The organism is Corynebacterium oculi, from assembly GCF_001412105.1.
Lineage (GTDB): Bacteria > Actinomycetota > Actinomycetes > Mycobacteriales > Mycobacteriaceae > Corynebacterium > Corynebacterium oculi.
In genome coordinates, this window is record NZ_LKST01000003.1 from 348654 (window position 1) to 362335 (window position 13682).

Annotated in this window: 13 protein-coding genes; 10 read left to right on the top strand and 3 right to left on the bottom strand. The window is 66.8% G+C overall.

Going from position 1 to position 13682, the window contains the following annotated elements:
- The first annotated feature begins 36 nt into the window (after positions 1-36).
- Positions 37-1914, top strand: coding sequence for a carbohydrate-binding domain-containing protein (locus tag Cocul_RS09100; protein WP_055122962.1), 1878 nt, complete (start codon positions 37-39; stop codon positions 1912-1914).
- Here Cocul_RS09100 and Cocul_RS09105 read toward each other — a convergent pair.
- Positions 1911-2591 (bottom strand): ACT domain-containing protein, encoded by a 681-nt coding sequence (locus tag Cocul_RS09105; RefSeq protein ID WP_425388789.1) that lies wholly within the window; start codon positions 2589-2591, stop codon positions 1911-1913. The two genes, Cocul_RS09100 and Cocul_RS09105, sit on opposite strands and share 4 nt — an antisense overlap.
- Before the next feature lie 126 nt (positions 2592-2717).
- Here Cocul_RS09105 and gatC point away from each other — a divergent pair, with 126 nt between their 5' ends.
- A complete protein-coding gene (gene gatC / locus Cocul_RS09110) occupies positions 2718-3011 on the top strand; it encodes an Asp-tRNA(Asn)/Glu-tRNA(Gln) amidotransferase subunit GatC (protein ID WP_055122963.1) in 294 nt (97 codons plus the stop codon).
- Positions 3012-3016: 5 nt separating this feature from the next.
- On the top strand, positions 3017-4501 hold the full coding sequence (gene gatA / locus Cocul_RS09115) for an Asp-tRNA(Asn)/Glu-tRNA(Gln) amidotransferase subunit GatA (protein ID WP_055122964.1): 1485 nt from the start codon (positions 3017-3019) through the stop codon (positions 4499-4501).
- A gap of 35 nt (positions 4502-4536) precedes the next feature.
- Here the strand turns inward: gatA and Cocul_RS09120 are convergent, their stop codons facing one another.
- Positions 4537-4860, bottom strand: a complete 324-nt coding sequence (locus tag Cocul_RS09120; protein WP_055122965.1) for a hypothetical protein — start codon at positions 4858-4860, stop codon at positions 4537-4539.
- Between the two features lie 73 nt (positions 4861-4933).
- On the opposite strand from Cocul_RS09120, the gene Cocul_RS09125 reads away from it, so the two are divergent.
- From Cocul_RS09125 to mgrA, 5 genes are all read left to right on the top strand, one after another.
- Positions 4934-5965 carry a 6-phosphofructokinase gene (locus Cocul_RS09125; RefSeq protein WP_055123091.1) on the top strand — a complete coding sequence of 344 codons (1032 nt, stop codon included), beginning with the start codon at positions 4934-4936 and terminating at the stop codon, positions 5963-5965.
- 99 nt (positions 5966-6064) lie between these two features.
- On the top strand, positions 6065-7063 hold the full coding sequence (locus tag Cocul_RS09130) for a bile acid:sodium symporter family protein (protein ID WP_055122966.1): 999 nt from the start codon (positions 6065-6067) through the stop codon (positions 7061-7063).
- A gap of 88 nt (positions 7064-7151) precedes the next feature.
- Entirely contained in the window at positions 7152-8660 is a 1509-nt protein-coding gene (gene gatB / locus Cocul_RS09135) for an Asp-tRNA(Asn)/Glu-tRNA(Gln) amidotransferase subunit GatB (protein ID WP_055122967.1), read from the top strand.
- A gap of 150 nt (positions 8661-8810) precedes the next feature.
- Positions 8811-10106: a YkvI family membrane protein gene (locus tag Cocul_RS09140; protein ID WP_245622191.1), complete on the top strand. Its 1296-nt coding sequence runs from the start codon at positions 8811-8813 to the stop codon at positions 10104-10106.
- Between the two features lie 18 nt (positions 10107-10124).
- Positions 10125-11192: an L-glyceraldehyde 3-phosphate reductase gene (mgrA, locus tag Cocul_RS09145; RefSeq protein WP_150114435.1), complete on the top strand. Its 1068-nt coding sequence runs from the start codon at positions 10125-10127 to the stop codon at positions 11190-11192.
- 5 nt (positions 11193-11197) lie between these two features.
- On the opposite strand, the gene Cocul_RS09150 is transcribed toward mgrA, so the two are convergent.
- Entirely contained in the window at positions 11198-11911 is a 714-nt protein-coding gene (locus Cocul_RS09150; protein ID WP_055123092.1) for a LysE/ArgO family amino acid transporter, read from the bottom strand.
- A 132-nt stretch (positions 11912-12043) separates the two neighbouring features.
- Here Cocul_RS09150 and Cocul_RS09155 point away from each other — a divergent pair, with 132 nt between their 5' ends.
- Both Cocul_RS09155 and Cocul_RS09160 read left to right on the top strand, forming a co-directional pair.
- On the top strand, positions 12044-12916 hold the full coding sequence (locus Cocul_RS09155; protein ID WP_055122970.1) for a LysR family transcriptional regulator ArgP: 873 nt from the start codon (positions 12044-12046) through the stop codon (positions 12914-12916).
- Positions 12917-12959: 43 nt separating this feature from the next.
- On the top strand, positions 12960-13637 hold the full coding sequence (locus Cocul_RS09160; RefSeq protein ID WP_082422259.1) for an HNH endonuclease family protein: 678 nt from the start codon (positions 12960-12962) through the stop codon (positions 13635-13637).
- Positions 13638-13682 lie beyond the last annotated feature (45 nt).

Genomic DNA, 13682 nt, shown 5'->3' on the forward strand with positions numbered 1-13682 from the left:
CAAGAACCCAAAGACACGACCATTGAAGGAATCATCATGAAAACGCACGCACGCAAGCTCCTCGCCGCCGCCCTGGTGGCCTCCACCCTCACCCTGGCCGCCTGCTCCGGGCAGGGCACCGGCGAACCCACGGCGGCTGCCGCCGAGGTCACCGCCGCAGACGGCACCACCATCGCCGATACCACCCAGGCGCCCAGCGCCGAGCAGGTCCGCGCCGGAAACTCCCAGGCCACCGTGGTGAGCGAGGAGGAGTGGTCGGCCGATGACGCCCAGGAGATAGCGCTGTCCGGCTCCGAGGACGTCACCATCACCGAGGCCGGGGTGTACCGCCTTAGCGGCACCCTCAACGCCGGCGTTACCGTGGCGGCCGGTGAGGAGGATCGGGTGGTGCTGATTCTGGACAACGCCACCATCGCCAACCCGAACGGCCCGGCGATCCAGGTCGATTCCGCCGATGACGTGGCGATCTCGCTGAGCGGGGAGAACAAGGTCTCCGATGCTTCAACCTACGCCGAGGACGCCGAGGCGGACGCCGCCATCTACTCCACCGCCGATCTCACCATTTCAGGCTCGGGCAGCCTCACCGTGGAGGGCAAGGGGGCCGACGGCATCGCCAGCACCGACGATCTGGTGGTGCTCTCCGGCACGCTGAACATCACCGCCGCCGATGATGGCCTACGCGGCAAGGACTCCCTGACTGTCGAGGGCGGCACGATCACGGTCACCGCCGCGGAAGGGGACGCCCTGCGCTCCAACCACGACGAGGACCCGGCTAAGGGGTGGGTGGAGATCAGCGGCGGTACCCTGAACCTCACGGCGGGCGATGACGGCATCGACGCCGCCACGGACGTCCTGCTCACCGGCGGGGATATCACCGTCACCAGCGCCGATAAGGGCGTAGTGGCGGGCACCTACCTTCTGCTGGAGGGAACGAAGGCCACCATCGACGCCCAAGACGATGGCCTCCATTCCGACGGCGCGGTGGGCCTGCACTCCGGCGAGGCGACCGTGCGCGCCGGGGACGACGGCGTGCACGCCGACGTCGCCGTGGTGGCCGATGGCGCAAACCTCACCGTGGAGGAGTCCGAGGAGGCCCTCGAAGGCGGGCTCATCACCATCTCCGCGGGCGAACTCAACCTGACCGCCGCCGATGATGGGATCAACGCCTCCGGCTACACCGACGCGGCAGAGGCGGCAGAGGCCGCCGAGGACACTGAGGACACCGAGGACACTGAGGACACCGAGGACACTGAGGACACCGAGGACACAGCGGCCGAGACGGAAACCACGCAGAACACAGGGTTCGGGGCGGCCTCGGAGATGGAACCGCCGATGCCCCCCGAGGGCGGGCCGCAGGGCGGTATGCCCGGGGGCGCGGGCGGCCCCGGCGGCATGGATCAATCCAGCGGCGAGCAGCTGACGATCACGGGAGGAACCGTGGTGGTTAACGCCGGCGGTGACGGCTTGGATTCCAACGGCGACGTCACCATGTCCGGCGGGGAGGTCACCGTGTGGGGACCCACCAATGGGGGCAACGGCGCCCTGGACTACAACGGTGACTTCACCATCACCGGCGGCACCCTGGCGGCCATCGGCTCCGCGGGCATGGCCGAGGCTCCCTCGTCCACGCAGGATCAGGGCTGGGTTCAGGCCAGCGCCTCCGGCTCGGCGGGAGCGAGCATCGAGATCCTCAACGATCAGGGCGAGGTGCTTGCCTCCTACACCGCGGAGAAGGACTTTGGCAACGTGGTCTTTTCCAGCGAGGAGGTGACCATGGGCCAGACCTACACCGTGCGGGTGGATGGCGAGGAAACCCAGGTCACCGCCGGGGAATCCAGCGGCGGCATGATGGGTGGCATGGGGCAGCGCGGCACGGGGGCTGGCATGGGGGCTATGCCGCCCGCTCGGGGCTAGGGCTGTTTACCTAGAATCGCCCCGCAGACCGTGGCGAGGTTCCCCAGGTGGGAGACCTCGCTGGGCAGGAAGTCCGGCCCGCCGGGGCGGCCCACGATCACCACGAGGTCGGTTCCGGGTAGGGGCGCGGCGGCCAGGGCGGAATCGAGCAGCGCCCAGGACTCGGGAACCCAATCTTCCGCCTCCGGTTGCAGGGTGCGCGCGGAGGCGACGGGTATGGCCTCGGGGTTGTTCTGATTATCCTCCGGGGCGGCCGGGGAGGCCGCCACGCGGGCCACGGGCGTGCGGGTGGTGAGCACGATGGCCCAGGAGGAGGTCATGGAGCGGGGGAGCACCCGCACTAGTTCCTCCATCGCGGAGGCCACGCTGTCGGCGTGGCGGGCGACGTCGGCAAGCATCTCGATCTGTCCGCGCCGATCCACGCGGCCGGAGAAGGGGCGGATGGAGTCCACGAGCACGCCGTCCACGGATTGCGCGGCGGAGATTAGGCCATCGGCCAGGGTGCCCGTGGGCAGGCTGATGACGAGGTCGTCCATCACGGTGCCGTCGGGGAAGGCCTCCACCACGTCCACGGATTGAATGTTGGCGTCGATGGCCCCGAATGCCTGGGTGAGCATGCTGAGGCTGCCGGGGGAGTCCGGGAGGAGAACGCGAATGAGATAGGGCACGAAAAACATGGTAGCGGGCAATGGCGCTAAGGGGAGCCTTTCATGGTCGCGCGTGGGCGGGGGATAGCCGGGGTGCGGGGTGGATTATCATGGGCGGGAGTCTGGAACGAACGAGCCGAAGAAGGATTTGAGAGCGTGCCTAAGATTTCGCGCGATGAGGTGGCCCACCTCGCAGAACTAGCCCGCCTTGCGCTCAGCGAGGAAGAATTAGAGCAGTATGCCGAGCAGATCGACGGCATCGTGGCCAACGTCTCCGGCGTGCAGAAGGTCGCGGCGCAGGGGGTAGAGCCCATGAGCCACCCGCATTCCATTAGCACCACCATGCGCGCCGATGTCCACGAGGCCATGCTCACCGCCGAGCAGGCCCTCGATCAGGCGCCCGAGGTGGAGCAGCAGCGTTTCGTCGTACCGCAGATTCTGGGGGAGTAAAACATATGAGCACCTACACCACACCGCAGGACGGCCTGACCTCCCTGAGCGCCGCCGAGCTGGCCGCTAAGATTCACGCCCGCGAGGTGAGTTCGCGGGAGGTCACCCAGGCCCATCTCGATCGCATCGAGGCTACCGACGCCGCCCTGCACGCCTTCCTCCACGTGGGCGCGCAGGAGGCCCTCGCCGCCGCCGACGCCGTGGACGAATCCCTGTCCCAGGGACAGGCCCCGGCCTCGCCGCTGGCCGGCGTGCCGCTGGCGCTGAAGGACATCTTCACCACCACCGACGCTCCCACCACGGCGGCCTCGAAGATGCTGGAGGGCTACCGCGCGCCCTATGACGCCACGGTGACCCGGAAGATCCGCGAGGCCGGTATCCCGATCCTGGGCAAGACCAACCTGGACGAGTTCGCCATGGGCTCTTCCACGGAGAACTCCGCCTTCGGCCCCACCCATAACCCCTATGACCTTGAGCGCACCGCCGGTGGCTCCGGCGGCGGCACCTCGGCGGCGCTGGCGGCGGGCCAGGCCCCGCTGGGAATCGGCACGGATACCGGCGGCTCCATCCGCCAGCCCGCCGCCTTGACCAACACCGTGGGCGTGAAGCCCACCTACGGTACCGTCTCGCGGTATGGGTTGATCGCGTGCGCCTCCTCCCTGGATCAGGGCGGCCCCTGCGCGCGTACCGTGCTGGACACGGCCCTGTTGCACGAGGTCATCGCCGGCCACGATCGCTTTGATGCCACCTCGGTGGATAGGCCGGTGGCCCCCGTGGTGGCGGCCGCCCGCGAGGGGGCCTCGGGAGACCTGAGCGGGGTCAAGGTGGGCGTGATTAAGCAGTTCGACCGCGAGGGCTGGCAGCCGGGAGTGATGGAGAACTACCACGCGGCCCTGCGCCAGCTGGAATCCCAGGGCGCGCAGCTCGTGGAGGTGGACTGCCCCCACTTCGACGACGCCCTCAACGCGTATTACCTGATCCTGCCCTGCGAGGTGTCCTCCAACCTGGCCCGCTTTGATGGCATGCGCTACGGCAAGCGCGCGGGCGATGATGGTTCCCGCTCCGCCAACGAGGTTATGGCGATGACCCGCGCCGAGGGCTTCGGCCCGGAGGTCAAGCGCCGCATCATCTTGGGCACCTACGCCCTGTCCGTGGGGTACTACGATGCCTACTACCTGCAAGCCCAGCGCGTGCGCACGCTCATCGCTCAGGACTTTGCCAAGGCATACGAGCAGGCGGACATCCTGGCCTCGCCCACCACGCCCACCACGGCCTTCAAGCTGGGGGAGAAGGCGGCCGATCCGCTGGCCATGTACAACTTCGATCTCTGCACCCTGCCGCTCAACCTCGCCGGGCTATGCGGCATGTCCGTGCCCTCCGGCTTTGCCTCGGACACGAACCTCCCCGTGGGCCTGCAACTCATGGCCCCGGCCTTCGCCGACGATCGCCTCTACCGCGTGGGCGCGGCCTTCGAGGCTGGGCGGGCCTAAGCCGCGCCGACCGTCGCACGGGATTCTTCCGATTCTTAGCGGGCGTCGGAAAGCAGATACGCGGCCCCCGAGGCCGCGGCGGTGACCGTGAGCACCGCGGGCCAGGAGCCGATCTTCTTGGCTAGCGGGTGGCTGGCCCCAAAGCCCGCCACGTACGTGGCGGTGAGGGCGGCCGTGGTGGCCGGGTTGGTTTTGGCCCACCAGCTGCGCCCGGCCCACACCCCGGCGGCGGCCAGCAGCGCGCCGCCGAGCGGCCGGATGCCCGTCTCCCGGGCGGACAGCCAGCCGCCGAGTAGGCCGGTGGCCACCACGGCGGCGGTATTGACGTCTTGAGGCTTCTTGATCTCCATCATTCCCATACCGGCTGATCTTAGCGCGGGGATCGGCAACGGCGTCCGGCGCTGAGCGGGGAGACTACCTAGAATGGTCTCCATGCGTATTGCGACCCTCACCTCCGGTGGTGACTGCCCTGGCCTCAACGCTGTAATCCGTGGCATCGTGCGCACGGCCAGCTCCGAATTTGGATCGACGGTGGTCGGTTACGAGGACGGCTGGGTGGGCCTGATGGAAGATCGCCGCGTGCAGCTCTACGACGACGAGCGCATCGACAAGATCCTGCTGCGCGGCGGCACGATCCTGGGCACCGGCCGGCTCCACCCCGATAAATTCAAGGCGGGCCTGGAGCAGATCAAGGCCAACCTGGCCGACGCTGGGGTGGACGCGCTGATCCCCATCGGCGGCGAGGGCACCCTCAAGGGGGCCAAGTGGCTCTCTGATAACGGTATCCCCGTGGTGGGCGTGCCCAAGACCATCGACAACGACGTCAACGGCACCGATTACACCTTTGGCTTCGACACGGCCGTCTCCGTGGCCACCGACGCCATTGACCGCCTGCACACCACCGCGGAATCGCATAACCGCGTGATGATCGTGGAGGTGATGGGGCGCCACGTGGGCTGGATCGCCCTGCACGCGGGCATGGCCGGGGGCGCGCATTACACGGTGATCCCCGAGGTTCCCTTCGACATCGCAGACATCTGCAAGGCGATGGAACGCCGCTTCCAGATGGGCGAGAAGTACGGGATCATCGTGGTGGCCGAGGGTGCGCTGCCCGCCGAGGGCACGATGGAGCTGCGCGAGGGCGAGGTGGATCAGTTTGGGCACAAGACCTTCACCGGGATCGGACAGCAGATCGCGGACGAGGTTCACGCCCGCCTGGGCCATGACGTGCGCACCACGGTGCTGGGCCATATTCAGCGCGGCGGAACCCCCACCTCTTTCGATCGGGTGCTGGCCACCCGGTACGGGGTGCGCGCGGCGCGGGCCTGCCACGAGGGGCACTTTGGCAAGACGGTGGCCCTGCACGGCGAGAATATCGAGATGATTCCCCTGGCCGAGGCCGTGGGCACGCTCAAGGAGGTGCCGTTGCGGCGTTACGAGACCGCGCAGGCGATGTTTGGTTAAACACCATCACCGGATAAAGTGGCCTCCATCGCCCCTGCGGTGGAGGCCTTTTACGCACTCCGCCGCAGGGGCTCGTGAACCCAGGACAAGGAGGCCGCCATGCCCCATCGCCCAGCCACCCCCGCCACGCAGCGGATAGAGAACCAGCACCGCGCCTATTTTCTTGCTGCCGTGGGCTTTCCCCTCCTGGTGATTCTGGGAGGAGTAGGAGGATTTGCGGCCCCCGCCGCAGTATCCACTTTGTCCGGGGCCACCACCTGGCTTCTGGGTCTGGTGATGTTCGCGATGGGGCTGAGCCTGCGCCCGGCGGACTTCCTGCTCGTGGCGGCGCGCCCCTGGCCGGTGCTGCTGGGGGTGGTGGCACAATACGTCATCATGCCGTTGGCGGCGGTGCTGGTGGTGTGGATACTGCGCCTGCCCCCGGAGATCGCGGCGGGGGTGATCTTGGTGGGCTGCGCGCCGGGCGGCACCAGCTCAAACGTGGTGTGCCTGCTCGCGCGCGGTGATGTGGCGCTATCGGTGGCCATGACCTCCATTTCCACGCTGCTCGCCCCGGTGTTCACCCCGTTGCTCACGTTGTGGCTGGCGGGGGAGTACATGCCGCTTCAGGCTTCCTCGATGGCGCTGTCCATCGTGCAGATGGTGCTGATCCCTGTGGTGGGTGGCCTGGTGGTGCGCTGGCTCTTTCACGCGGCGGTGGAGCGGATATTACCCGCGCTGCCCTGGGTTTCGGTGGCGGCGATCGCGCTCATCGTGGCGATCGTGGTGGCGGGCTCGCGGGATAGGATCCTCAGCGCGGACCTGGCGGTGGTGGTGGCGGTGATAATGCACAACGCCCTGGGCTATCTCCTGGGGTACGCGGCGGCGCGGGTGACCGGCCAACCAAGCTCGGTGCGCCGCACCATGAGCATTGAGGTGGGTATGCAAAACTCCGGCCTGGCGGCGGGCCTGGCCACCCGGTACCTCGATCCGCTCTCCGCCTTGCCGGGTGCCGTGTTTTCCGTGTGGCACAACATCTCCGGGGCGATGGTCGCGGCCGCCTGCGGGGTGGCGGATAGGCGGCGGCAGGCTGCCCACGGCGAGGGCGCGGGGGACTAAGGCCAGGTGGGCGTCGATAAGCAAAAACCGTAAGGAAAGGCCCGCCCGCCGTGTGCCGCCGCGCCGCTGAGCACTAGACTGTGGGGCTATGACTGCCGCGAGCTATGACCTGATGGACTTTGATGAGGTTCTGGAGAAGTTTGACCCGGTGATGGGCCTAGAGGTGCACGTGGAATTGGCCACGGAAACCAAGATGTTTTCCTCCTCCTCCGCGCACTTTGGCGCGGAGCCCAACACCAACGTCGATCCGGTCTCCCTGGGCCTTCCGGGTGCGCTGCCCGTGGTCAACGCCAAGGGCGTGGAGTGGGCCATTAAGATTGGCCTGGCCCTGAACTGCTCGATCGCGGAGTCCTCCCGCTTCGCGCGCAAGAATTACTTTTACCCCGATCAGCCCAAGAATTACCAGATCTCCCAGTATGACGAGCCCATCGCCTACGACGGCTACCTGGACGTGGTCCTCGATGATGGCACCGAGTGGCGCGTGGAGATCGAGCGCGCTCACATGGAGGAGGACACGGGTAAGCTGACCCACCTCGGCGGGGCGGATGGCCGCATTCACGGCGCCACCGCCTCCCTGGTGGATTGCAACCGGGCGGGCATTCCGCTGATCGAGATCGTGACCAAGCCCATCGAGGGGGCGGGGGAGCGGGCCCCCGAGGTGGCCAGGGCGTACGTGGCCGCCCTGCGCGACCTGGTGAAGGCCCTGGGCGTATCCGATGCCCGCATGGATCAAGGTTCCATGCGCGTGGATTCCAATCTCTCCCTGCGCCCGGCGGGCACGCGGGAGTTTGGTACCCGCACGGAGACCAAGAACATCAACTCGCTGAAGTCCGTGGAGCAGGCCGTGCGCTTTGAGATGCAGCGCCAGGCCGCGGCCCTGGAGGCGGGCGAGGAGATCGTGCAGGAAACTCGCCACTACCAGGAGTCCGACGGCTCTACCTCCAAGGGGCGCCCCAAGGAGACGGCGGAGGACTACCGCTATTTCAACGATCCCGATCTTCCCCCCGTCCTGGCCCCGCGCGAGTGGGTAGAGGAGATCCGAGCCACGCTGCCGGAGCTGCCGTGGGTGCGCCGCGCGCGGATTCAGCGGGAATGGGGGCTTTCCGACGCCGAGATGCGTGACCTCGTCAACGCCGGCGCCCTGGACCTCATCGTGGAGACCACGCAGGCCGGGGCCACCGCCGAGGAGGCCCGTGCCTGGTGGGTGTCCTACCTTTCCCAGAAGGCCAACGAGGCGGGCGTGGAGCTGGACGCGGTGGCGGTGACCCCGCGGCAGGTGGCGCACGTGGCGGAACTGGTGCGCGAAGGCAAGCTCACCAACAAGCTGGGCCGCCAGGCTATCGACGGCGTGCTGGCGGGCGAAGGCGACGTGGACGCCGTGGTGGCCGCGCGCGGCCTGGAGGTGGTGCGCGACGATGGCGCCATTGAGGCGGCCGTGGAGAAGGCCCTGGCGGCGAACCCGGACATCGTGGAGAAGTACAAGGCGGGGAACACGAAGGTGACCGGTGCCATCGTGGGCGCGGTGATGAAGGCCACCCGGGGCAAGGCCGATCCTAAGCAGGTCAATGAGCTGATAGCGCGGAAACTTCAGGCATAACTGTCGCTTTCGTCCAGAAACGGCTACCCTGGTACCTCGTTCATACCCCGGCGCTGTGGCGGCGGGTGCGCCTGGGGGAGGCGCGCCTGCCCCGGCCTGGGCCCGGTGGCGCGGGGACGTCGAGTGAGCTTTAAGGAGCTGTTTCTTGCTGTGAGGAAGTCAATTTCGATCGCCTTGTCGTTCGTGGGATTGCTGGTGGGAGCCGGTTTTGCCACGGGCGCGGAGGTCATTCAGTACTTCATTTCTTTCGGTAGCGTGGGCATCATCGGCGCGGTGATCTCGGGCATTATCATGACCATCGCCGGAGCCGTGATCCTGGGCCTGGGCAGTTACTTCATGGCCGACGAGCACAACATGGTGTTCCGCAACGTGGCTCACCCGGTGATGTCCAAGATCCTGGATATTGGTGTGACGGCCACCCTCTTTGCCATCGGCTTTGTCATGCTGGCGGGCGCTGGGGCCAACCTGGAACAGCAGTTTGATATTCCGGCCTGGATTGGCTCGGGAATTATGACGGTGATCGTCATGGCCGTGGGCCTGTTGGACGTGGATAAGGTGTCCAAGATCATCGGCGGGATCACCCCGCTGATTATCGTGGCGGTGATCGGCGTATTCATTTACACCATGCTTAACCTCGCGGAGAGCACCGAGGGGATCAGCGAACTCGCCCAGCAGACCGACTCCCCGGTGAGCCCGTGGTGGCTGTCCGCCCTGAACTACAACGGCCTGGCCCTGTTGCTGGGTGTGTCTATGTGCCTGGTCATCGGCGGCAACCACTCCGATCCGCGCGCCGTGGTACGCGGCGGCGTGATGGGCGGTCTCACCTACATGGTGCTGTTGGTGGTGGCGGCCGTGGTGCTCTTCTTGAACTTCCGCGAGGTGGGCAGCGCGAGCGTGCCCATGCTCTCGCTCTATGAGAGCATCTCGCCGGTGCTGGCGTTCATCATGGCGCTGATTATCTTTGCCATGATCTTCAACACCGCCATCGGCATGTTCTACGCGCTGGGTCGGCGCATGACGGCCAGCAACCCCAGCCGGTACCGTCCGGTGTACCTGGTGCTGTGCCTGATCGGATACGGCATTAGCTTCTTTGGCTTCGAGGCGCTGATGAATTACGTGTACCCGGCCATCGGATATACCGGCATCGTGATGGTGGGCATGCTGGTGTACTGGTGGGTGAAGAACCGCTCCACGATCAACGAGGAGATCACCCGCCGCGATCGTATCCGCGAGTTGACCTACAACCGCGAGCACCCGGACGAGGACTTCTCCCGGGCCGATGCCCGCGAGTTGCAGCGCCACACCCAGGCCTCCAACGTCACCGATGAGGTGCTCACCACCTCCATCGAGGAGGAGGTGACCACCGAGCTCATGGAGGATGACTCCGTGGATTACGAGGGCCCGGAGGGTGCCGAGGAGGACTCGGAAACCGGAGCGGCCCGATAGCCTCGTGAAAGGCGTAGGGTGGCGGGCATGACGTATCAGCCCGCACCAGACCGCTATGAAGCCATGCCCTACCGCAGGGTGGGACGCTCGGGGTTGAAACTCCCGGCGATCTCCCTGGGCCTGTGGCATAACTTCGGTGAGGATAAGCCCCTGGAAACCCAGCGGGCGATCCTGCACCGCGCCTTCGATCGGGGGATCACGCACTTTGACCTGGCCAATAATTATGGCCCGCCCGCGGGCAGCGCGGAGGAGAACTTTGGCAAGATCCTGCGCGAGGACTTCGCCGGCTACCGCGATGAGATGATTATTTCCTCCAAGGCCGGCTGGTACATGCACCCCGGCCCCTATGGCTTCGGGGGTTCCCGCAAGTACCTGGTGAGCTCCCTGGATCAATCGCTGCGCCGCCTGGGCGTGGATTACGTGGACATCTTCTACCACCACCGCCCCGATCCCGATACGCCGCTGGAAGAGACGATGTACGCGCTGCGGGACATCGTGGCCTCCGGCAAGGCCCTGTACGTGGGCATTTCCTCCTACGGCCCGGAGTTGACCGAGCGCGCCGCCGAGATCATGGAGGAGGAGGGCTGCCCGCTGCTGATCCACCAGCCGAGTTATTCCATGCTCAACCGCTGGGTGGAGGAGCCGGGCGAGGAAAGCGGGGACTGCCTGCTGGAGACGGCGGCGGATAACGGTCTGGGCGTGATCGCCTTTTCGCCCCTGGCCCAGGGCTTGCTCACGGACCGCTACCTCGACGGCGTGCCCCAGGATTCCCGCGCGGCGGCGGGGAAAAAGTCCTTCCAGGACTCCATGCTCTCGGCGGAGAACCTGGCGATGGTGCGGGAATTGAATCAGATCGCCAAGAAGCGCGGGCAGTCCCTGGCCCAGATGGCGATCGCCTGGGTTCTGCGCCGCCCCGAGGTGACCTCCGCGCTGCTGGGAGCCTCCTCCGTGGAGCAGCTGGACGCGAACCTGGATGCGCTGAAAAACCTCGACTTTTCCGAGGAAGAACTCGCGGCTATCGACGCCGCCGCCAGCGACGCCGGGATCAACATCTGGGCCGGGGCCACGGCCTCCAAGCGGGCCTAGAACCCCTAGAGTAGGGCCAGCTTGACGCACAGGGCGATGAGAATGACCCCAAAGACCGCGTTGAGCCAGCGCCATACGGCGGGCCGGGAAAGCGGGCCGGAGAGTTTCCCGGCACCGTAGCCCACGGCGACGAACCAGAGGGCGCTGGCGGCCAGGGCCCCGGCCACAAACGCCCAGCGCCCCGTGGCACCGTATTGCAGGGAGTAGCCGCCGATCATCACCATGCCATCGAGGTAGGCGCCGGGGTTGAGCCAGGTCAGGGCTAGGGCTGCCAGGGCCGGGCGCACCCAGGTTCGGGTTGTGGTTGTGGCCGAAGCCTTTGCGGGAGCGGTGGTGCGTGTTTTCACCGCGACGTCGCCCGTGGCTTCCTGCGGGAGGTGTGCCCCGGAAGGGGCTGTGGGCTCGGTTTCCGCGATGATGTGTACCTTCTCGGTAGCGCGGGTGAAGAGGGCGTCGCGCAGCGAGAGGAAGGCGAACCACGCCAGGTAGATCACGCCCACGACCTTGAGCACGGTCAGCGCCAGGGGGTAGCGGGTGGTAACGGCCCCCATGCCAAAGGCTCCGGTGACGTACAAGATGACGTCGGAGATGATGCACACCAGAATCACGGCGGTGATGCCCTCTTTGCGGATGCCCTGCTTGATGAGCAGGATATTTTGTGGCCCCATCGCCACGATGAGGGAGATGCCGAGCAGGAAACCAGCGAGCATGATGGACATGACCACAGTTTCTGTGAGGCGGGCCGTGAAGTAAATCTTGTTATTCTTCAGCGGGTGCAGATATGCTTCATCCATGCCCGTTCTGCCATGCCGGAGCGGCTTTAACTGTGATGAAAATCATGGTGGCCGCCCGTGAATCCCACACACATGCTCACCCTCCTGACCATTCTCGATGGCGGAAGTTTCGAGGCCGCCGCCGAGGAACTCGGCATTTCCCCCTCGGCGGTGAGCCAGCGGATCAAGGCCCTAGAACGCGAGGTGGGCCGGGTGCTCATTCGCCGCACCACCCCGGTGGGGCCCACGGACGCCGGGGAGGTCATTGCCCAAACAGCCCGGCGCATGGCCCTGCTCCAGGCCGAGGCCGATGCCCAGTTGGGTCGGCGCATCGGCCGCGTGCCGCTCTCCGTGGCGGTCAACGCGGATTCCCTGGCCACCTGGTTCCGTCCGGTGCTGGCCCGCGCCGCGACGTGGGACGGCGTGGCCCTGCAACTGCGCCTTGAGGACGAGGCCCACACCCTCGCGCTGTTGCGCCGGGGCGACGTGCTGGGCGCCATCACCCGGGAGGAAACCCCGGTATCGGGCTGCCACGTGGTGCCGCTGGGAACCATGACGTACCGCGCGGTGGCCACCGCGGAGTTGCGCAGCCGGTATAGCACCGCCGAGGGCATGGACTGGGCGCGCATGCCGGTTCTGCGCTTTGGGCCCAACGATGTCCTGCAAGACGATGACCTGGAGGGGCGCCTGGACGCTGCGGTGCGACGGCGTCGAAGGGTCAACCACATTCCCTCCTCGGAGGCCTTCATGGAGGCGGCCAGGGTGGGGCTGGGGTGGGCGCTGTTGCCTCAGCAGCAGGCCCAGCCGCTCGTGCGCGCCGGGGAACTGGTCACCCTGGACGGGATCGTGCACGAGGTTCCCCTGTTTTGGCAGCGCTGGAGGCTGGAATCCACCGCCTTGACTCGCCTGACCGAGGCGGTGGTGGAAGCCTCCGCTGAACTGCGGAAATAGCGTTCGATACGGCCTGTCCCACGCACTTGTTAGCGTGAATCCCATGATGAAGAAAACGCTCACCGCCGCCGTGGTGTGCCTCCTGTGCCTCATGGGAGTGTCCTACTACGAGTCCGGCGAGCAGCCCGCCCCCGGCGTGCCCCCCGTACCGGCGCAGGGAGTGGAGGAACAATTGGAATCTCTGGCCGTGAAGGGGCGCGCGCCGATGACGGGTTATTCCAGGGAGGCCTTTGGGCAGGCGTGGTCCGATGACGTGGAGGTAGCCGGCGGGCACAACGGTTGCGATACCCGCAACGATATTCTGCGCCGCGATCTGGACTCCGTGGTGCTCAAGCCCGGCACCCACGAGTGCGTGGTGGCCTCCGGGGTGCTGCGTGATCCCTACTCGGGTCAGGTGATGGATTTTGTGCGCGGGGCGGAGACCTCACGCGCCGTGCAGATTGATCACGTGGTGGCCCTGGCGGATGCGTGGGTGAAGGGGGCACAGCAGTGGGACGAGGCCACCCGGCGCAACCTGGCTAATGATCCGTTGAATCTCCTGGCGGTGGACGGTGGCTTGAACGCCCAGAAGGGGGCGGGGGACGCGGCGACGTGGTTGCCGCCGAACGTGGAGTTTCGGTGCGAGTACGCCCAGCGGCAGGTGGCGGTGAAGCAGAGGTATGGGCTGTGGGTAACGCAGGCGGAAAAGGACGCCCTGCGCGGGCTGCTTTCCCAATGCTAATGCTGGCTACCCCGGCCGTGATCGGCGCGCCAGGGTGGGTGGGCC